General features: G+C 42.1%; 18 protein-coding genes, 2 tRNA genes and 1 pseudogene. 17 read left to right on the forward strand and 4 right to left on the reverse strand.

The features are described from left to right. Window positions 1-31 precede the first annotated feature (31 nt). Genes GSF08_RS09355 through GSF08_RS09365 form a run of 3 tightly spaced genes read left to right on the forward strand, consistent with a single transcriptional unit; the run spans window position 32 to window position 3,425 of the window. On the forward strand, window positions 32-1,603 hold the full coding sequence (locus GSF08_RS09355; protein WP_160625535.1) for a bifunctional metallophosphatase/5'-nucleotidase: 1,572 nt from the start codon (window positions 32-34) through the stop codon (window positions 1,601-1,603). Between the two features lie 37 nt (window positions 1,604-1,640). Then, window positions 1,641-1,985: a zinc ribbon domain-containing protein gene (locus tag GSF08_RS09360; RefSeq protein WP_160625536.1), complete on the forward strand. Its 345-nt coding sequence runs from the start codon at window positions 1,641-1,643 to the stop codon at window positions 1,983-1,985. Window positions 1,986-2,045: 60 nt separating this feature from the next. Beyond that, window positions 2,046-3,425 (forward strand): aminopeptidase, encoded by a 1,380-nt coding sequence (locus GSF08_RS09365; protein WP_160625537.1) that lies wholly within the window; start codon window positions 2,046-2,048, stop codon window positions 3,423-3,425. 39 nt (window positions 3,426-3,464) lie between these two features. Here the strand turns inward: GSF08_RS09365 and GSF08_RS09370 are convergent, their stop codons facing one another. Continuing rightward, window positions 3,465-4,043 carry an ECF transporter S component gene (locus tag GSF08_RS09370; RefSeq protein WP_160625538.1) on the reverse strand — a complete coding sequence of 193 codons (579 nt, stop codon included), beginning with the start codon at window positions 4,041-4,043 and terminating at the stop codon, window positions 3,465-3,467. Window positions 4,044-4,150: 107 nt separating this feature from the next. Between GSF08_RS09370 and pdxR the strand changes: the two genes are divergently transcribed. The 7 genes and pseudogenes from pdxR to GSF08_RS09400 all read left to right on the forward strand — a co-directional run bounded on the left by pdxR (window position 4,151) and on the right by GSF08_RS09400 (window position 8,567). Then, window positions 4,151-5,515, forward strand: coding sequence for a MocR-like pyridoxine biosynthesis transcription factor PdxR (gene pdxR / locus GSF08_RS09375; RefSeq protein ID WP_160625539.1), 1,365 nt, complete (start codon window positions 4,151-4,153; stop codon window positions 5,513-5,515). A gap of 74 nt (window positions 5,516-5,589) precedes the next feature. Next, a complete protein-coding gene (locus GSF08_RS09380; protein WP_160625540.1) occupies window positions 5,590-6,387 on the forward strand; it encodes a ZIP family metal transporter in 798 nt (265 codons plus the stop codon). Window positions 6,388-6,458: 71 nt separating this feature from the next. Then, window positions 6,459-7,406 carry a P1 family peptidase gene (locus tag GSF08_RS09385; protein ID WP_160625541.1) on the forward strand — a complete coding sequence of 316 codons (948 nt, stop codon included), beginning with the start codon at window positions 6,459-6,461 and terminating at the stop codon, window positions 7,404-7,406. Between the two features lie 68 nt (window positions 7,407-7,474). Beyond that, window positions 7,475-7,551, forward strand: a tRNA-Arg gene (locus tag GSF08_RS09390). A gap of 420 nt (window positions 7,552-7,971) precedes the next feature. Next, on the forward strand, window positions 7,972-8,262 hold the full coding sequence (locus GSF08_RS09395; RefSeq protein ID WP_160625542.1) for a GNAT family N-acetyltransferase: 291 nt from the start codon (window positions 7,972-7,974) through the stop codon (window positions 8,260-8,262). Between the two features lie 27 nt (window positions 8,263-8,289). After that, window positions 8,290-8,397: pseudogene (locus GSF08_RS11775) on the forward strand (GNAT family N-acetyltransferase); the annotation flags it as partial. A 93-nt stretch (window positions 8,398-8,490) separates the two neighbouring features. Then, window positions 8,491-8,567 (forward strand) — tRNA-Arg (locus GSF08_RS09400). 111 nt (window positions 8,568-8,678) lie between these two features. Here GSF08_RS09400 and GSF08_RS09405 read toward each other — a convergent pair. Genes GSF08_RS09405 through GSF08_RS09415 form a run of 3 tightly spaced genes read right to left on the reverse strand, consistent with a single transcriptional unit; the run spans window position 8,679 to window position 9,697 of the window. Continuing rightward, window positions 8,679-9,272, reverse strand: a complete 594-nt coding sequence (locus tag GSF08_RS09405) for a manganese catalase family protein (RefSeq protein ID WP_160625543.1) — start codon at window positions 9,270-9,272, stop codon at window positions 8,679-8,681. 1 nt (window position 9,273) lies between these two features. Further along, window positions 9,274-9,513 carry a spore coat protein CotJB gene (locus GSF08_RS09410; RefSeq protein ID WP_160625544.1) on the reverse strand — a complete coding sequence of 80 codons (240 nt, stop codon included), beginning with the start codon at window positions 9,511-9,513 and terminating at the stop codon, window positions 9,274-9,276. Between the two features lie 16 nt (window positions 9,514-9,529). Further along, entirely contained in the window at window positions 9,530-9,697 is a 168-nt protein-coding gene (locus GSF08_RS09415) for a spore coat associated protein CotJA (RefSeq protein WP_160625545.1), read from the reverse strand. A 416-nt stretch (window positions 9,698-10,113) separates the two neighbouring features. Here GSF08_RS09415 and argS point away from each other — a divergent pair, with 416 nt between their 5' ends. The 7 genes from argS to GSF08_RS09450 all read left to right on the forward strand — a co-directional run. Continuing rightward, window positions 10,114-11,763 (forward strand): arginine--tRNA ligase, encoded by a 1,650-nt coding sequence (argS, locus tag GSF08_RS09420; RefSeq protein ID WP_160625546.1) that lies wholly within the window; start codon window positions 10,114-10,116, stop codon window positions 11,761-11,763. A 549-nt stretch (window positions 11,764-12,312) separates the two neighbouring features. Then, a complete protein-coding gene (arcA, locus tag GSF08_RS09425; protein WP_160625547.1) occupies window positions 12,313-13,548 on the forward strand; it encodes an arginine deiminase in 1,236 nt (411 codons plus the stop codon). Between the two features lie 49 nt (window positions 13,549-13,597). Further along, the gene (argF, locus tag GSF08_RS09430; RefSeq protein ID WP_160625548.1) at window positions 13,598-14,590 is read left to right on the forward strand and encodes an ornithine carbamoyltransferase; all 993 of its coding nucleotides are present in this window, start codon (window positions 13,598-13,600) and stop codon (window positions 14,588-14,590) included. Window positions 14,591-14,603: 13 nt separating this feature from the next. After that, window positions 14,604-15,539, forward strand: a complete 936-nt coding sequence (arcC, locus tag GSF08_RS09435) for a carbamate kinase (protein ID WP_160625549.1) — start codon at window positions 14,604-14,606, stop codon at window positions 15,537-15,539. A gap of 36 nt (window positions 15,540-15,575) precedes the next feature. Continuing rightward, complete coding sequence (locus GSF08_RS09440; protein ID WP_160625550.1) at window positions 15,576-17,024, forward strand: YfcC family protein; 1,449 nt, start codon at window positions 15,576-15,578, stop codon at window positions 17,022-17,024. 107 nt (window positions 17,025-17,131) lie between these two features. Continuing rightward, window positions 17,132-18,385, forward strand: coding sequence for a helix-turn-helix domain-containing protein (locus GSF08_RS09445; RefSeq protein WP_160625551.1), 1,254 nt, complete (start codon window positions 17,132-17,134; stop codon window positions 18,383-18,385). A gap of 115 nt (window positions 18,386-18,500) precedes the next feature. After that, window positions 18,501-18,943: helix-turn-helix domain-containing protein (locus tag GSF08_RS09450; RefSeq protein WP_160625552.1), on the forward strand; the 443-nt coding region annotated here is incomplete at its 3' end.

The raw sequence follows: 18,943 nt of genomic DNA on the forward strand, positions 1-18,943 counted from the left end.
ATGCATACACACTATATCTGGAGGTGTGATGATGCGAAAATGGATGATGCTGATTTTGTTGGTGAATTGTTTGCTGCTGGAGGGCTTGGCGCCGATAAAGGCTGCGGATGTACGAGAAATCATAATTTTTCATACCAATGATCAGCATGGTTATATGCAGGATGATTCATCACGGCAAATCGGTATTGCCAGGATTGCCGGCTGGAAGGATCGCTATCCCGGCAGTTTGCTGGTGGACAGCGGTGATGCATTTTACGGCAGTGCGCTGGCGAATACAACTCGTGGGGCAGCGGTTGTGGAATTGATGAACGCTGCCGGGTATGATGCAATGGTTCCCGGCAACCACGACTTTACCTATGGGCAACAACGATTGAAAGAGCTGTCAACTGCCGCGGCTTTTCCGATTTTGACATCTAATGTATATGAAGGCTCTGCTCCGTTTCTAAAGGATACGTTCATGAAAGAAGTGCAGGGCGTGAAAATCGGCTTCTTTGGATTGGTAAGTGAGGAGACACTTACACTGGAGGGGCCGGAAAAGCTGGCCAATTTGACACTGAAGCGCCCCTTGGATGATGCTTCAAGATGTGTCGAGCTTTTGAAACAGCAGGGTGCTGATATCATTATCGGTCTGAGTCATTTAGGTATGGATGAAAAGGATAAGGTGGATATGGCGGCGGATATTGCCAAAGCATTGCCGGATATTGATGTCTTAATTGATGCTCATTCACATCATGTACTGCATAAGGGAGAGATGGTCAACCGTACACTGATCGTGCAGGCCGGTAAGCATGAGCATTATCTGGGGATGCTTACGATACGGGTAGATGCGGAAGGGCAGATCATCGATATGAATGATCATCTGATCAATTATCAAGAAGCTAAAAAAATACCGGAGAAAGCATCGGTAAAGGCTTTGTTGGAAACCTCGGTTGCTCATCAAAGCAGTGTAATCTCGCAAACCATCGCTTATACGTCAAAGCCGATGAACCTGGAGCCAAGGACCTTCAGCAGTCTTGGAACGATGGCGGCGGAGAGTTTTCGTCAGGTCAGTGAGACTGATATTGCATTTTATCAGGATGATCGCCGCTACCTCTTACCAGTTGGAAGGATCAATCAAAAGATCATTGAGGAATTGTTTCCGCTCGATCAGGTCATGGTGCGAACAGAAATTTCCGGGAAAGAACTAAAGCAATTTTTGGAAAGCGGCATGTACTATCAAAGCGGAAAAGTAGAGACATCCTTTCAGATGTCGAAAATGAAATTGACATATCACTCTGCTTTTAAAAAGCTGTCGATAACAAAGGCAGAGCTTTTGTCCGGAGCCGTCGATCTTACATCCGATACACGCAGCCTGTCTGTATTGATCGCTCAGCCGTTGATGAAACGATCACCTTTCAAAAATCATACATTTGAAGTCATTGGATCACAACAGGAGCTGTTTTATGAATATTTGGAGCAGTATCCGATGCTTAATGAAACGGCACGTGTAAAGCTTGCCGAAGATAAAGGACATGCTCTGCCACGGCTGCTCATTATTGCATCCGTATTCCTATTGTCGATCTTAAACGTCTATGTTTTTTATCGCCGTAAACATATTCCTTGATCGCCTGAGCGTATACTGGCTTTGGAGGGGTATATTTATGGAAATTCAAAAAAAACTGCGCAGTGCTGCTCATTTTACCGTGTCTAAAGCGAGCGATGCGCTGGAGGCTCAGCGGCTGCGTTTTTATGTCCGCGATATGCAGAAGAAGAAACAGCAGGAGTATGAAAAACTTGGAAGGTACATCGAGGATCATTTGCAATTATTGATTGAACCGGATGAATATGTAAAAAGCTGCCTTCGGCAGTTGGAGGAATATGAATATCAACTTCACCATATCGATGGTCCCAGTGCTACAGAAAAGATTACCGTATGTCCGATCTGCCAAAGTCCGGTGGGTGAACCGGCAAATTTTTGTGGAAACTGCGGCAGCCGCTTATCATAGCAGTTGCGGGAACATGGGATAACCGATATAATGATAGACATGAATGAAAGGATGGTTGTAATGGAAAGAAAAAATGCATGGACGACGTACAGCGAAGCGCAGTTGGAGGCAGTAACGGCGTTCAATGAAGACTACAAAGAATTTATATCGGTATGTAAAACTGAACGGGAATGTGTTGCGGAAACTATTCGTTTAGCTGAACAGCATGGATACCGTAATCTGGATGATGTCATCGCGAATCAGGAGACCCTGAAGCCGGGAGATAAAGTGTATGCGAATAATATGGATAAGACCATCGCTTTATATATCATTGGAGAGAAGCCATTAGAAGCGGGCATGAAAATTTTAGGTGCTCATGTAGATTCACCGCGTTTGGATATTAAACAGAATCCATTGTATGAGGATCATGATCTGGCACTTCTGGATACGCATTATTACGGCGGTATCAAAAAATACCAGTGGGTTACTCTGCCACTCGCCCTGCACGGTGTTGTTTCCCGTAAAGACGGTTCAAAAGTAGACGTGGTAATCGGGGAAGATGACAGCGATCCGGTGGTTGGTGTTTCTGACCTGCTGGTTCATCTGGCAGCTGATCAGATGCAGAAAACCGGTGCGAAAGTGGTTGAGGGTGAAGATTTAAATTTGTTGATTGGCTCCATGCCTTTAAAGGGCAAGGAAAAAGATGCGGTAAAAGAAAATATTTTAAAATTGCTGAAAGCAAAATATCAGATCGAAGAAGAGGATTTCCTATCCGCAGAGCTGGAAGTTGTGCCGGCTGGCAAAGCCCGTGACTATGGCATTGACCGCAGTATGGTGATGGGATACGGCCATGATGATCGTGTATGTGCTTATACCTCACTAAGAGCGATGTTTGAAATTGAAAAAACAGATAAAACTTGTGTATGCCTGCTGGTGGACAAGGAAGAAGTCGGAAGTATTGGTGCGACCGGCATGCAGTCGCGTTTCTTTGAAAATTCCATAGCGGAAGTGATGGATCGCATGGGTGAATACAGCGAACTGAAGCTGCGCCGGGCCTTGAAAAATTCTAAAATGTTATCCAGCGATGTCAGTGCTGCCTATGATCCGAACTACAGTTCGGTGATGGAAACAAAAAACAGTGCTTATTTTGGACGAGGCATCGTATTCAATAAATATACCGGTTCTCGCGGCAAAGGCGGATGCAATGATGCCAATGCCGAATATATTGCCGAACTACGCGCGATGATGGATGAAGAAGGAGTTTGTTTTCAAACGGCTGAGCTTGGTAAGGTTGACCAGGGCGGCGGCGGAACGATTGCCTATATTCTTGCGCAATACAATATGCAGGTTATTGACTGCGGCGTTGCGGTACAGAATATGCACGCGCCTTGGGAAGTTGTTTCCAAAGCGGATGTTTATGAAACTAAAAACGGATATGTTGCTTTCTTAAAGCACGCATAATAAAAGACCGCTCAGATTGATCCTGAGCGGTTTTTTCTATCATTTTTTCAGAAAGCGCAGATTTTTAATCAGCGGTGCGATATATACATATAACAGTGAAGCACAGATAATTGTTGTGATCGCATTGATGAAGGTAGAGCCGGTTGACCATGCAGTCATGATCAAAGCAGCGTCACTTGGTATTCCCAATAGGAAATTCTTATAAAAGAAGGAGAAAATGGGATCGAAAATAATATTGAACAGCATCGCTCCACTGGAAGCTAAAAGCGCCCATTTCAGCATATATTTTTTATCATCAGCGTGGTCATCAAGATGTCCCAATCGATGAGCGATAAAGCCGGCGATCACTCCGATCATCAATTTCATAATGATGGTTTTAGGAGCAGAAGTCGCATATCCACCAGTCAGATCGGCAATTCCCATGCCGATTGCACCAGCCGCACCACCGGCCGGTCCGCCGATTAACAACGCAGCCAGTACACAAAATGTATTGCCAAAGTGAATGGCGGTTTTACTGACACCAATTGGTATATCAATCCGTAGGAATTGAAAACCGATATAACAAAGGGCAGCTAATAATGCCGTTGCACACATGACAGCAGTTTTGTTTCGTTTCATTCTATCACCTCTTAAAGCTATTCTATCAAAAAACTGGCTATTAAAAAATATCCAGTTTTATATTAAAATTAATATCCAGATTATGTTATACTGATTTTGGTGATTTGATGAATTTGACAGCACTGCATTTGATGAAACAAAAACAGCTCCCATTATATCAGCAGATTTATGAATCCATTCGAAAGGATATATTAGACGGCTTTATCCATCCCGGGGATCGGCTTCCTTCACTTAGAGATGCCGCCGAGCAGCTGAAGGTCAGTCGTACGTCTATTGAACGGGCTTATGAACAGCTTCAGCTTGAAGGCTTTTTGCAGGCTTCACCAAAACGCGGGTACTTTGTTTCCGTTACGGAAGATGATATCCGGATCCGCCGCAGAATTCTGACCCCACCTTCAAAAACGGAATATCGTCCCAAATATGATTTTCGATCTTTAAGTGTTGATGTGCAGAATTTTGACAGTGTAATTTGGAAACGTTATATGCGAGATATTCTGGAACAGCAAAAGACCATCTATTCTTATGGCAGTGTGGAAGGAGAGTGGGAACTGCGTACTGCGCTTCAGCAATATCTTTATTCCAACTGCGGGGTGATTGCCGATATTGAACAGATTCTAATCGGAGCGAGCTTTCAAACCCTGCTGAGTTTGATCTGCGGCATGCTGGAGAAATCAGCTGTTATCGGTATGGAAAAGAACAGTTTTTTGAAAGCACAGCAGATTTTCCAAGATTATCATTTTCCGGTCATATGCCTTGATTTTCATAATGAAGCAGAATTGCTTGAACAGCTGCGCAGCAATCATATTACATTGTTTTATTGTCACAGCGCTTCATTTGGTGAAACAAAAGCGCCGATCTCAGAAGCATACCGCAATGTTTTGTTGACATGGGCCGATCAGGAAGATACGTGGATTCTGGAAGATAATCACAATGGTGAGATTGCTGTTCGTACGCAGGTTCATAGCGCGATGCAGGGATTTGATCGGCATCATCGTATTCTTTATTTCGGATCCTTTTCAAAACTGCTGCTCCCTTCACTTCGCATTGCCTATATGGTAATACCTCCGTATTTTCTTGATAAGTTTAAAAAACGCCGTCAATACTATAATGCATCAGCTTCGAAGATTGAACAGCTTGCCTTGGCCCGTTATATTTCTGATGGTCATCTGGAACGGCATGTCCGAAGACTGCGCCGGCAGTATGAGAAGAAAAGCATTCTGATGGAAAAGCTGCTTCAGGAGTTTTTTTCGGATATTCCCTATCGGCTGAACCGGGCCGGCCTTTGTTATCATATATTTACTGATCCAGCGTATTTTCCGCGGATTATACAGGAATGTCATAAAATCGATATGATTGTGAAATATGATGATACATCGATCATTCTCTCGTTTGCGGCTGTCGATGAAAAAACCATGCGCACGGCGATACCGCTGCTGCGAAAGCAATTCAACAAAGTGATTCATCAAACATAAGATAGAGGGGCGTCTTGATTGACGCTATGGTTGGGTTTTTGTCATAATACCTACATCCGAAAGGAGGAGATTTTATGAATTCTTTGCATCCGGCTGTACTGGCGATGATCGGTACCGGATTTACATTTTTAATGACAACCTTAGGAGCGGCTGTCGTATTCTTCTTCCGCGGGGAAATCAAAGCGAGCTATCAGCGCATATTCCTAGGTTTTGCGGCCGGAGTCATGATTGCGGCGAGTGTATGGAGTCTATTGATCCCGGCTATTGATATGGCTGAAGAACAGGGCGTTACCGGTTGGATTCCGGCAGCCGGTGGTTTTATCTTAGGCGCGGCGTTTCTGCTGATCCTAGATCATCTGCTGCCGCATCTTCATCCTGGCAGTAAAGAGCCTGAGGGTCCTCATTCTTCACTGAAACGCACGACGATGCTGGTGTTTGCGGTCACCCTTCATAATATCCCGGAGGGCATGGCGGTAGGATTATCCTTCGCATTATCGGCTGCTAGCGGTTCTGGTGTAGGGCTTGCGGCTGCGGTAGCTCTGGCAATTGGAATCGGATTGCAGAACTTTCCCGAAGGTGCAGCGATTTCACTGCCGCTGAAACAGGAGGGACTCAGCAATTGGCGTTCGTTTATTTACGGTTCTTTATCTGGAATTGTCGAACCGATCTTCGGAGTGCTGACGGTATTTGTAGTCGGCGGGATATCTCCAATCATGCCATGGCTGCTTGCTTTTGCGGCAGGTGCAATGATCTATGTCGTTGTCGAAGAACTGATACCGGAAGCACAGCTTGGTGAGCATTCGCACAGCGGTACGATCGGCGTCATGACCGGATTTATCATTATGATGATCTTGGATGTTGCTTTGGGCTGATAGAAAAAACATTGAAAATTGTGTATACTGTAAAAAAGACACATATTCAATGTTTTTTTATGGAGGTCATCATGAAAGATATACAAGTTACAGAAGTATTCGGCTTTCAGATCGGACAGGCAGAGGATGAAAAGGGCGGCAGCGGCTGTACTGTAATTCTATGTCCGCAAGGAGCCTGTGCTGGAGTTGATGTGCGAGGCGGAGCACCGGCCACCCGTGAGACGGATTTACTTGATCCTATTAACATGGTAGAGCGAATTCACGCGGTTATGCTGAGCGGCGGCAGTGCTTATGGTTTGGATGCCGCAAGCGGAGCTATGCGATATCTGGAGGAACAAGGAATCGGTCATGACATGAACGTTGCGGTGGTTCCGATCGTCTGCGGCGCCAGTCTGTTTGATCTTAGTGTTGGCGATGCATCCTGTCGCCCTGATAAGGAAATGGGCTATCAGGCTTGTTTGAATAGTGAACAAAACCATTTTGAGGAAGGCTGCCATGGCGCGGGAACAGGAGCCAGCATCGGCAAAATTCTCGGATTTGAGAAAGCGATGAAGAGCGGGATAGGCGGTTATGGCGTACAGCTCGGCGATCTGCAGGTAGCGGCAATCGTAGCAGTAAATGCGTGCGGCGATATTTATGATCCGCATTTACATGAAATCATCGGCGGACCCATGGTCAATCATCAGATTCTGCCTACCACTCAGGTGTTGAAGCAGGGTGTAGAAATGCCGCAGGGAAATACCACAATCGGCTGCATTCTCACCAATGCAGTGCTGACAAAGGCGCAGGCAAAGAAAATCGCCGGAATCACGCATGACGGTTATGCGCGCGTGATTACTCCGGTACATACGATGTCGGATGGTGATACTGTATTCGTTATGGGATCACAGCAAGTGAAAGCAATGCCGGACATCGTCGGAGCGATCGCAGCTGAGGTTATGAGTGAAGCGATCCTACGGGCGTTCAAATCGGCAAAAGCAGCTTACGGACTTCCCTGCTATCAGGATATTCGAGGATAAAACGACTTGTAAAAAAATGAAAAAGTGATTGAAATGTAATGGTGTTTTTGGTATTATAAACGTACCATGTCCACGTAGCTCAGCTGGATAGAGCATACGCCTTCTAAGCGTACGGTCGCGGGTTCGACTCCCTCCGTGGACGCCATTAACAATTAAGTCCTTTAAATAAAGGACTTTTTTATGTCTTTTGTATATTAGCATACTTTGGGTATACATTTAAATCAAAGATATGATAAGTAAAGCATAAAAATAAATACATGATTTTATATGATCTATCTAAAAAATGCTCGATAACATATGTAAGCTGAATCATTCTATTTGTAAAATGAGAGCGCATGTTTTATTGTTTGATAAATATATATGGTACTTCAAATTGCCGAGATGAATAAAGAATGGTAGTATAAATGCAGAAGTTTATGATCAGTCACATAGAGATAAAAGAATTAACAGAAAACAGCTCTATGAGATATCGTATTACGATTGTTTAAAGCGGTGATAACTGTATTGAAAAGAGCATATAAAGGCTGAAGGATTCAAAAAATAAAAGAAAAGGAGTAAACAGAGTATGAATATACGGGTAAAGACACAAGATAATAAGGCAGATTGGGAAATGATCCGAATTAAAGTATTTATGGAGGAGCAAGGCTTTCAAACCGAATTTGATGATATTGATGAAATAGCGACACATTTGACAATTTATGAAGATAACAAGCCGGTGGCTTGTGCCCGTCTGTATCCTGATCCAGAGCATAAGGGATGGTGTGAATTTGGCCGTATTGCCGTGCTGAAGGAAGCAAGAGGGCGCGGATATGGAAAGATGCTTGTTAGGGAATTAGAAAAGCAGGCAGTATTATAGAAGTATCCGGCAGCTTTTCTAAGCGCTCAATGCCATGCCTCAGGTATGTATGCGGAGCTTGGCTATGAGGAATGCGGCGATATTGTATATGATGAGCATGTGCCGCACATCGGCATGTCGAAAAAGCTCGGCTGAAAGTTTCTGTAAATCCTTGAAAATATTGCAAAAAAGACTTGCTATCACTGTGAATGTTTGCTATTATATAGGAGCACTAGATGTGCTTCATATGCGCCCATAGCTCAACTGGATAGAGCGTTTGACTACGGATCAAAAGGTTGCGGGTTCGATTCCTACTGGGCGCGCCATATAAGAAATGATCGGATATCATCTTGATGTTCGATTTTTTTGTTGTGGTCAGATAAAAAAACCGCCGGATTTTCCAGCGGCTGATAATTATTGATAGTGCATATTTGATGTTAATCGAAGGCTGGATTGTACCGATAATAATTATTGGGATTGAGATGTGTCTGTACATATGCCAGCGCTTCACCAAATCGCTGAAAATGAACAATTTCCCGTTCTCTTAAAAATACCAGCGGTTCAATCACATTTGGATCTTTTGCGGCTCGAATCAAATTGTCGTATGTGGTTCTTGCTTTTTGTTCAGCAGCCATATCCTCCATTAAATCGGTAATGGGATCACCTTTTGATTGGAAGTAAGCTGACGTAAAAGCAGCACCGCTGGCCGCCTGAGGCCAGATGCCAGTGGTATGGTCGACATAATAGGCAGAGAATCCCTCTTTCTCGATTTCCTCCATGCTGAGGTTTCTTGTAAGCTGATATACGATTGCTGATACCATTTCTAAATGGGCCAGTTCTTCAGTGCCGATATCTGTCAGCATGGCTTTGATTTGATCATAGGGCATTGCGTAACGCTGATTGAGGTAACGCATGGAAGCGCTTAATTCTCCATCAGGACCTCCGATCTGGGTAATCACTATTTTCGCGAAAGCAGGATCAGGAGTTTGAATATTTACTGGAAACTGCAGCTTTTTCTCATAGGTCCACATCTTAATCTTCTCCTTCCCATGGCCATTTGCCATGTATATAATCCCATTCGCTTCCTGAATTTGTTTTATTAGTCAATGGCCCGTACTGGTTTTCATACTGTCGGGTTAACTCCTGACTGCACGCCTGCATTTCGTTATAATAAGCGAGTGCCTGTTGATCATTGGGATGTGAATTTAAAAACAGTGCGGCTTCCTGCAAAGCGAAGTCGTATGACTGTAATTGATGCAGCATCTTATTCATGCTATCATTCCTCCTTTTATGGTTGAAACGGCTTATCTAAATCATAAAAAATAGTTCCCTGGCAGAAGCCGAGTTCCAGTGGCATTGGGGTGCTCCAGTGCTGCAATGGAACATAGGCCATACCAGGAACCTGCTGCATATACACGGTTTCATCACATGGTTCATACAGTTCTTCATTGTTCATTTTCCATACCTCCTTCCTTTTTATCGTATTCCGGTTTGTACATGCCCATATAGATCAAATGATTGATATATATTGAAAAAAGTAATTTTCTAAACCGATCGGAAGGAATTGCTGGACATGAATCATGCATGTTGAATGCTGTGAATACTCAGGTTGAAATGATTATATAAAGTTTTCAGCATAAGCGGATTAGAAATTAAAGCTCTCATGTTATCAAACTGATTCACATAAGATTTTTTTGTTTCTTGTGAATATTTTCCATAAGTATTTTTTAATACTCATTCATTTTCATCGTTTTCAGCATATTCTATATAATATAAGAAGAATACCTGGTTAATCTTTGTATAATTTCTAGTAAAATGATAGAAACTAGTGTATAATTTAAGTACTTTTGATTGAAACTGGAGGAATTTGATATGAACATGATTGAAAACAATTTAAAAGTGAGTATCAAGGCCGCCCTTAAGGAGGCCTACGGTCTGGAGGTGGAAGATAACTTTATCGTTATTGAGATTCCAAAGGATCAGGCACTGGGAGATTATTCGACCAATGTCGCAATGCGTCTGGCAAAACAGCTGCATAACAACCCGCAGGTAATCGCACAGGAAATCATCACTAAGCTGATGGAAAGTGACAATGATCTGGACGGAGCAGAAGTAGCCGGTCATGGTTTTATCAACTTCAGGATCAAAAAATCAAAAATCGCAAGTGTAATTAACGATGTTTTAAAAGCAGGGGATGAATACGGTCATAATGACAGTGGTAAGAAGCTGCCGATCTTGGTTGAGTATGTGTCAGCTAATCCGACTGGTGATCTTCACCTTGGACATGCGCGCGGTGCAGCATGGGGAGACGCTATTACACGTTTGCTGAATGCTTCCGGATATAACTGTCTGCGTGAGTTCTATGTGAATGATGCCGGGGTTCAAATTACAAAGCTCGGTGAATCTCTGTTGGCTCGTTATTTACAGCTGTTTGGTATTGAAGCGAAACTGCCGGAGGATGGTTACCACGGTCAGGATGTTGCCGATATCGCCCAAATTGTAAAAGCAGAGCAGGGTGATAAATGGGTAAAGGTTGATGATGAAGACGCACGTCTGCAGTGGTTCCGTAAAGAAGGCATCCGTCTGGAACTTGAAAAAATGAAAAAAGATCTGGATTACTTCCGTGTTCACTTCGATTCTTGGATCAGTGAACAAGGTTTGTATGATTCCGGGGAAGTAGAAAAAGCCATTCAGAAAGTAATCGATATGAATTTGACTTATGAGGAAGATGGCGCATTATGGTTCAAGACGACTGAGTTTGGTGACGATAAAGATCGAGTGCTGCGTAAGAATGACGGCAATTACACATATCTGACCCCGGATATTGCCAATCATATCGATAAGATCAAGCGCGGGTATACTAAACTGGTCAACCTTTGGGGCGCTGATCACCATGGTTATATCGCACGTATGAAAGCGGCTTTGACAGCCCTGGGCTATCCTAAGGATACCCTTGAGGTTGACATTATCCAGATGGTTCGTCTGGTTGAGGATGGCAAGGAAGTAAAAATGTCGAAGCGTACTGGCAATGCGATTACAATTCGTGAGCTGTGCGATGATATCGGTGTTGATGCGGCTCGTTATTTCTTCGTAGCCAGAGCGGTTGATACGCACTTGGATTTTGATTTAGGCCTTGCTAAAAAGAAATCAAATGACAATCCGGTCTATTATGCTCAGTACGCACATGCAAGAATGTGTTCCATCATTCGTCAAGCTCCAGAGCTGAAGCATCTGGATGTCTACGATATGCTGACACACGAGAAGGAAGTTGCCCTGTTGAAGCAGATCAACGAATTTCCGGATATGGTTGCTGATGCGGCGTTGACGCGTATGCCGAACAAGGTGTGCAATTATGTACAAAAATTGGCACAGCAGTTCCACAGCTTCTATAATGCCTGCAAAGTACTGGATCCTCAACAGCCGGAGTTATCTAATCAGCGGCTGGCTCTGTTGGAAGCAACAAAAATCACATTAAAGAACGCATTGGACCTGGTCGGTATTTCCGCACCGGAGAAAATGTAGTTTGATAAGGAGATATCTTAAAGGGGAGATATCTCCTTTTATTATCGATTCGCAGATGTTTTGTCGAACGGGGACAGATAAAGGGTGATCGTTTGTGTAATACTTATCATTCTACAAATTCTGACAATTTTCATAATCATTTTCATGAAAATAAATGATTTATCATGCAAACTTTGTGAAAATTTATCGTGATGTTAGGGCTTACAACATCATTTATTGTGATAATTGCCAATAGTTTCACATATTTTGCTTTTTTTCGAGATTTTATTCACAAATGCCCGATTTTGGGAGAATATACAATTTCACATCCCTTAATTGTCCTACATCGCCCCTTTTATGAGTGTAAGATATACACGTAAAGAGGTTCGTCTTTTTACAATGCTCCATGGAAGCACTTGAATTATTTTTAATTTTTTTGTCAGAAGCTGGAAGCGCTTACCCCTTCAGGTAGCGACTTGCAGCACTGAACGCAGTATCTGCTGTTTGTTTGAATGCCCTGATTGGGGCGCAAATCTATTTTTATTAATAGAGGAAGGAGAATTTTAAATTATGACAGCTATTCATGTAACAAGCGAGATCAAACCGCTTAAAAAAGTATTATTGCACAGGCCAGGCAACGAGTTATTGAATTTAACTCCTGATACCCTGGAAAGACTTCTGTTTGATGACATTCCGTTCCTGCCGGTTGCACAGGCCGAGCATGACGAATTTGCTGGTATTCTGAGAGACAACGGTGTTGAAGTTGTTTATTTGGAAGACTTGGCAGCTGAGACTTTGGACCAGGATCCTGCTATCAGAGAAAAATTCCTGAAACAATTCATTAACGAAGCAGGTATTGGCACAGAAAAATATAAAGAGCTGACATACCAGTTCTTAGATAAAATCAAAGATAATAAAGAATTGATCCTGAAAACTATGGAAGGTATCAACGTAAACGAACTTCCTTTAGAAGCTCGTAACATCGAGAACTCACTGGTTGACTTAGTAAGCGAAGAAAGCAACTTCATCGCTGATCCAATGCCAAACCTGTATTTCACTCGTGACCCATTCGGAAGCATCGGTGATGGCGTGAGCTTGAACCGTATGTATTCAGTAACTCGTAACCGTGAGACTATCTATGCTGAATATATCTTTAACTTCCACCCTGACTTCAAAGGACAGGTTGAAAAATACTATGATCGTTACAATCCGTTCCACATTGAAGGCGGAGATATCCTGAACCTGAACGAGCATGTTCTGGCTATCGGTATTTCTCAGAGAACTTGTGCTGACGCAATCGAAATGATCGCTAAGAACATCTTCAACCACCCGAACACAAAGATCGATACGATTCTGGCATTCAATATTCCAGTATCTCGTGCATTCATGCACTTAGACACTGTGTTCACACAGATCGATACAGATAAGTTCACAATCCATCCGGGTATCATGGGACCTCTGGAAGTGTTCGAAATTACCAAAGGCAAAACGCCTAATGAAGTTTCTGTAAAAGAAATGAAAGACGAACTGGAACACATCCTGGCTCACTACCTTGGTTTACCAAAAGTTGAACTGATTCAGTGTGGTGCCGGCGATCGCATCGCAGCTGAACGTGAACAGTGGAACGATGGTTCAAACACTCTGTGTATTGCTCCAGGCGTTATCGTTGTTTACCAGAGAAACAATATCACCAATGACTTCTTGAGAGCAAAAGGCTTAAAAGTTCTGGAAATGTCCAGTGCCGAGCTGTCAAGAGGACGCGGTGGTCCTAGATGTATGTCTATGCCTTTAATCAGAGAAGACTAATTAAAGACTAACTAAAACTGTAATTAACATTGGAAGGAGATTATTACAAATGGCTGTAAATTTACGCGGAAGACATTTATTAAAACTGTTAGACTACACTCCAGAGGAAATTCGTTACCTGCTGGACCTGTCTAAAGAATTGAAACACCTGAAGCTTACTAAGACTCCTCATCGTTACCTGGAAGGAAGAAACATCGTTCTGTTGTTTGAAAAAACATCTACTAGAACTCGTTGCTCTTTCGAAGTAGCTGGTATGGACTTAGGTATGGGTGTTACTTACCTTGATCCGGGTTCTTCCCAGATGGGTAAAAAAGAAAGTATCGAAGATACTGCAAAAGTGTTAGGCAGATTCTATGATGGTATCGAATACCGTGGTTTCTCTCAGGAACTGGTAGAAGATTTAGCAAAACACGCTGGTGTCCCTGTTTGGAATGGTTTAACTGACCAGTTCCACCCAACTCAGATGCTGGCTGACCTGCTGACAATCGAAGAAAACTTCGGTCGTTTAAAAGGACTGAACTTCACTTATATGGGTGATGCCCGCAACAATATGGGTAACTCTTTAATGGTTGCTTGTGCAAAAATGGGAATCAACTTCACAGCATGTGCTCCTAAAGAACTGTTCCCAGCTGAAGATTTAGTTGAAACAGCGAAAGCGATTGCTGAAGAGAATCACTGCACAATCACTTTAACTGAGGATGTAAAAGCTGGCACACACAACGCAGACGTTGTTTACACAGATATTTGGGTATCTATGGGCGAGCCTGATGATGTTTGGGCTTCTCGTACAAAACTGCTGAAGCCTTATCAGGTAAATGCTGCAGTTATGGCTAATGCTAATCCAGAAGCTATCTTCATGCACTGCCTGCCTAGCTTCCATGATCTGAATACTACAATCGGTAAAGATGTTAACGAGAAATTTGGTATTCCTGAAATGGAAGTTACTAACGAAGTATTCTTGTCTAAACAGTCTAAAGTATTCGATGAAGCTGAAAACCGTATGCATACAATCAAAGCTATCATGTACGCTACTTTGATGTAAGAGGAAGTATAACATGGGAAAAAGATTAGTTATTGCACTCGGCGGTAATGCTCTGGGTAACAATCCGGAGGAACAGCTGCAATTAGTTAAAGAAACAGCCAAATCTGTAGTCGATTTAGTAAAAGACGGTAACGATGTTATCATTGGACACGGCAATGGACCGCAGGTTGGTATGATCAACTTAGCAATGGACTTTTCGGCAAACGGAGGAGCAGGGACTCCTTCGATGCCGTTCCCTGAATGCGGCGCTATGAGTCAGGGGTACATCGGTTACCACCTGCAGCAGGCTATTCAGGAAGAATTAAAAAAAGCAGGAATTGACAAGGAATGTGCAAGTATCATTACACAGGTTGTTGTCGATGAGAAAGACCCTGCATTTGAAAAACCAAGCAAACCGGTTGGAATGTTCTACTCCAAAGAAGAAGCTGAAAAAATCCAGAAGGAAAAAGGCTTTACATTTGTTGAAGATGCTGGCCGTGGTTACAGAAGAGTCGTACCTTCTCCAAAACCACAGCGCATCGTTGAACTGAACGTTGTTAACCAGCTGGTTGGACACGGTAACGTTGTGATTACAGTTGGTGGGGGCGGTATCCCTGTAATCGAAACGGAAGAAGGATTAAAAGGCGTAGCTTCAGTAATCGATAAGGATCGTTCCAGTGCAAAACTGGCAATGGACCTGAAAGCTGATATGCTGGTAATCCTGACTGCAGTAGACCGTGTATGCATCAACTTTAACAAGCCGGATCAGAAATCAATTGCTGAGATGACTGTAGAAGATGCAAAACAGTATATTAAAGAAGGTCACTTTGCTCCAGGAAGCATGCTGCCAAAAGTAGAAGCATGTTTGGACTTTGTTGAGAACAATCCAAACGGTGTCGCTTTGATCACATCTCTGGAAAAAGCAAAAGAGGCTCTTCACGGGGAGACAGGAACCATCATCAAGAAGTAATTCGTTTTTAAAAGAAAGAGAAAGAGAGGATGGATTATGGAAAAGAAAAAAGGCTTTAAGATGCCTTCCGCCTTTACCATTCTGTTTTTAATCATCATTATTCTGGCGATTATTACACAGTTTATCGGCGGTGACGTTATTCCAGCAAAATTATCAGACGTAGTTATGGCTGCGCCTCGTGCTTTAGTTGGTTATTCTGGAGGCGAAGGTGCATCAGCCTTCTCCGTTAGTGGAGCTATCGACGTATCATTCTTCGTAATGATGTTGGGTGGTTTCTTGGGAGTTGTAAACAAAACCGGCGCATTGGAAGCTGGTATCGCTCGTATCGTTAAAAAATTAAACGGTAAAGAAATTTACATGATTCCAGTTTTAATGTTCTTATTCTCATTAGGCGGTACTACTTATGGTATGGCCGAAGAGACAATCGGTTTCTATGCATTAATCGTTAGTACCATGATGGCAGCAGGTTTTGATGCTATTACTGGTGCATCTGTTATCCTGTTGGGTGCTGGTGTCGGCTGCTTAGGTTCGACTATCAACCCATTTGCAGTTGGTGTCGCTGTTGACTCCGTACAGGCTGCTGTTCCAGGTTTAAAAATTGATCAGACGATCATCATGGGTCTTGGTGCTCTTCTGTGGATCACTTCATACTTGATTGCTTTGTTCTTCGTTATGAGATATGCGAAGAGAGTAAAAGCAGACAAGACAAAGACTGTCTTAACTGCTGCAGAAGTTGAAGCTACAGAAGCTGCATTCGCAGATGATGAAGAAGAAGAACCAGAATGGACCGGCAAACGTAAAGTTATTATGCTGTTGTTTGCTTTCACATTCGTTGTTATGATTTGTTCATTAATCCCTTGGGGAGATTTCAACGTTCATTTCTTTGATGGATGGACTTCATTCTTAAACGGTTTATCTTTCGGTGAATGGTACTTCCAGGAACTGCAGGCATGGTTCTTCATCATGGCTGTTGTAGTTGGTCTGGTTTACCGTTTGAAGGAAACGGAAATCATCAGCGCATTCATGAATGGTGTTGCTGACATGATCAGTGTTGCATTGATTGTTGCTGTATCTCGTGGTATCACTGTAATCATGGCTCAGACCGGATTACAGACTTATATCCTGAAAGCTGCTGCTGATGCACTGCAGGGTATTAACTCTGGTTTATTTACCAGTATGTCATACATTATCTACATTGGATTGTCCTTCTTAATTCCTTCTACTTCTGGATTGGCTTCTGGATCATTACCAGTATTCGGTCCTCTGGCTGTAAAGCTTGGTTTAAGCCCAGAAGTAATGATCATGATTTTCTCCGGTGCTTGTGGTCTGGTAAACCTTGTAACTCCTACCAGTGGAGTTGTAATGGGTGGTCTGGCTACATCACGTGTCGAATTCACAACATGGGTTCGTTTCGTTGGAAAGATCATGCTCTGCATTTTAATTGCCAACCTTATTATCCTATCTGTAGCAATGATGATACTGTAAATAATAGATTTAAAAAAGACCGGACGTGTTCCGGTTTTTTTCTTGTTCGGCAAAAATTTTGTCATATGAGAAATCCATGTGCTATAATAATACCAGTTGGTGATGAAATGGGTAAAATAATCGAAATACAAAATCAATTCTGTTCTAATGTTGATCAGAAGAAATTTTGCAGCTTTGATATGGAAGTGGTGGATTCTCCTACAAATTCACTGATTCATCAAACTGCACGTTTTTTGTTTTATAAAAAGGGATACGGAACGATCGTTGTTGATGATGTTGAATATGAAATCAGACCGAATACGCTGATTGCAATTCTTCCATGGGAGATATCGAAGATTTGTGATGTTACGCAGCAGCTTCATAATTATAAGATTATCTATAATTCTGAGGTTACGAATAATATCATCAAATCGATTTATAATACGGACAATGAGATCTTTTCTATTCTTGACAATTTTTCAAAAAATCCAGTTGTTTACTGCAATCAGGAAGAAGCTAAGCAGGTAATGTATATCCTGCGTCAGATTCGCAGCGAGGTCGGGATGGAGTCTTTTTTAGAACCGGAAACTTATGAAGAGTTAAGCAATATTTATACGATTAATAAGATCATTGAATTAATCGTCTTGTTTGCCAGGCTAGTCAGTAAAAAAGAAGCGATCTCACAGGGGAAAGAGCTTCCTAATTCTGATCATAAGAACCGCATTTTAAAGTATATTTACAGCCATGCGAGCGAAAAGCTTACGCTTAGTAAAATGTCGGATATGTTTTATATGAGTGAATCCGCGATCAGTAAATATGTTCAGGATACAACTGGTCTTACCTTTAACGATCTGTTAAATGAAATACGAATCGAAAAGGCGATTAACTTCCTTATGTATACAGATCTGACATTAAATGAAATAGCCTTGCTTACCGGTTATGTAGATGCTTCTCATATTTCTAAGGTATTTGCTTCAAGGATCGGTACTACGCCTAATGAATATCGTAAGGTGTACCGGAAGATGAACAATATTGTGAAAGAGAAAGAAAAGCAGCTTTCCAATGCGGTGATTTCTTATATACATACTCACTTTGATGATGAAAACATTAACAGTGCTGCTGTGGCCGCTAATTTTAATATCAGCATTGTTGAGCTTAATCGTATCTTAATTACGCAGGTTGAGAAAAATTTTGATGATCTGCTACATGTGCTTAGGATCAATCGGGCATGTGAATTGTTGTTGTCAACGAATCAGGCGATTGCTGATATCGCAATTACGGTCGGTTATAATAACTCAAAGACATTTTCCCGCAATTTCTTAAAGATTAAGAATATGACGCCGGGAATCTTCCGAAAGTCCATTGAACTTCAGGATAAATAAAACTCTGTATCAACAAAGTGATACAGAGTTTCCTTAATTCAAAAATGAACCGCACCACAAAGGTGCGGCTTTTTTATATAATAAAGGAGCTCACCCGACGAAAAGGAGCTCCCAGATGAATTATAAACAATTAGATGATAAAAAGAAAGCACAAATAGACATTCTGATAGAAACCGGATGTACAATGAGAGAAGTAGCAAGAAGGATGAATATCTCTCATTCAACAGTATCAAGATATAAAAACAATATCTACAAAAAAAGAAATATTGATATCAAGATAAAGTATCGGGACTTTTTAGATTACCTATATAAATATTATGATTGGCGAAATAAATCCATTGAGCTATGTATTTATGAATTCAAAAAATATCATCCCCGAAAAGCATGTGTAAGCTATCAACAGGTATATAATTGGATCAATGAAGGAAAGATCAATATCCGAGTCCAAGACACCTGTTATAAACGCAGTAAGCGGAAAAAGAAGGTGAATGGTATGATGAATCATTTAGAATGGTATATAGCCAATAAGACGGTATTACCGATCAGTTTAAGACCAAA

Source organism: Copranaerobaculum intestinale, assembly GCF_009831105.1.
GTDB lineage: Bacteria > Bacillota_I > Bacilli_A > Erysipelotrichales > Erysipelotrichaceae > Copranaerobaculum > Copranaerobaculum intestinale.

What these genes read in the sequence shown, in the direction of transcription:
- GSF08_RS09355 (WP_160625535.1), top strand. Translation starts at nt 32, where the DNA reads ATGCGAAAATGGATGATGCTGATTTTGTTGGTGAATTGTTTGCTGCTG.
- GSF08_RS09360 (WP_160625536.1), top strand. Translation starts at nt 1,641, where the DNA reads ATGGAAATTCAAAAAAAACTGCGCAGTGCTGCTCATTTTACCGTGTCT.
- GSF08_RS09365 (WP_160625537.1), top strand. Translation starts at nt 2,046, where the DNA reads ATGGAAAGAAAAAATGCATGGACGACGTACAGCGAAGCGCAGTTGGAG.
- GSF08_RS09370 (WP_160625538.1), bottom strand. Translation starts at nt 4,043, where the DNA reads ATGAAACGAAACAAAACTGCTGTCATGTGTGCAACGGCATTATTAGCT.
- pdxR (WP_160625539.1), top strand. Translation starts at nt 4,151, where the DNA reads ATGAATTTGACAGCACTGCATTTGATGAAACAAAAACAGCTCCCATTA.
- GSF08_RS09380 (WP_160625540.1), top strand. Translation starts at nt 5,590, where the DNA reads ATGAATTCTTTGCATCCGGCTGTACTGGCGATGATCGGTACCGGATTT.
- GSF08_RS09385 (WP_160625541.1), top strand. Translation starts at nt 6,459, where the DNA reads ATGAAAGATATACAAGTTACAGAAGTATTCGGCTTTCAGATCGGACAG.
- GSF08_RS09395 (WP_160625542.1), top strand. Translation starts at nt 7,972, where the DNA reads ATGAATATACGGGTAAAGACACAAGATAATAAGGCAGATTGGGAAATG.
- GSF08_RS09405 (WP_160625543.1), bottom strand. Translation starts at nt 9,272, where the DNA reads ATGTGGACCTATGAGAAAAAGCTGCAGTTTCCAGTAAATATTCAAACT.
- GSF08_RS09410 (WP_160625544.1), bottom strand. Translation starts at nt 9,513, where the DNA reads ATGAATAAGATGCTGCATCAATTACAGTCATACGACTTCGCTTTGCAG.
- GSF08_RS09415 (WP_160625545.1), bottom strand. Translation starts at nt 9,697, where the DNA reads ATGAACAATGAAGAACTGTATGAACCATGTGATGAAACCGTGTATATG.
- argS (WP_160625546.1), top strand. Translation starts at nt 10,114, where the DNA reads ATGAACATGATTGAAAACAATTTAAAAGTGAGTATCAAGGCCGCCCTT.
- arcA (WP_160625547.1), top strand. Translation starts at nt 12,313, where the DNA reads ATGACAGCTATTCATGTAACAAGCGAGATCAAACCGCTTAAAAAAGTA.
- argF (WP_160625548.1), top strand. Translation starts at nt 13,598, where the DNA reads ATGGCTGTAAATTTACGCGGAAGACATTTATTAAAACTGTTAGACTAC.
- arcC (WP_160625549.1), top strand. Translation starts at nt 14,604, where the DNA reads ATGGGAAAAAGATTAGTTATTGCACTCGGCGGTAATGCTCTGGGTAAC.
- GSF08_RS09440 (WP_160625550.1), top strand. Translation starts at nt 15,576, where the DNA reads ATGGAAAAGAAAAAAGGCTTTAAGATGCCTTCCGCCTTTACCATTCTG.
- GSF08_RS09445 (WP_160625551.1), top strand. Translation starts at nt 17,132, where the DNA reads ATGGGTAAAATAATCGAAATACAAAATCAATTCTGTTCTAATGTTGAT.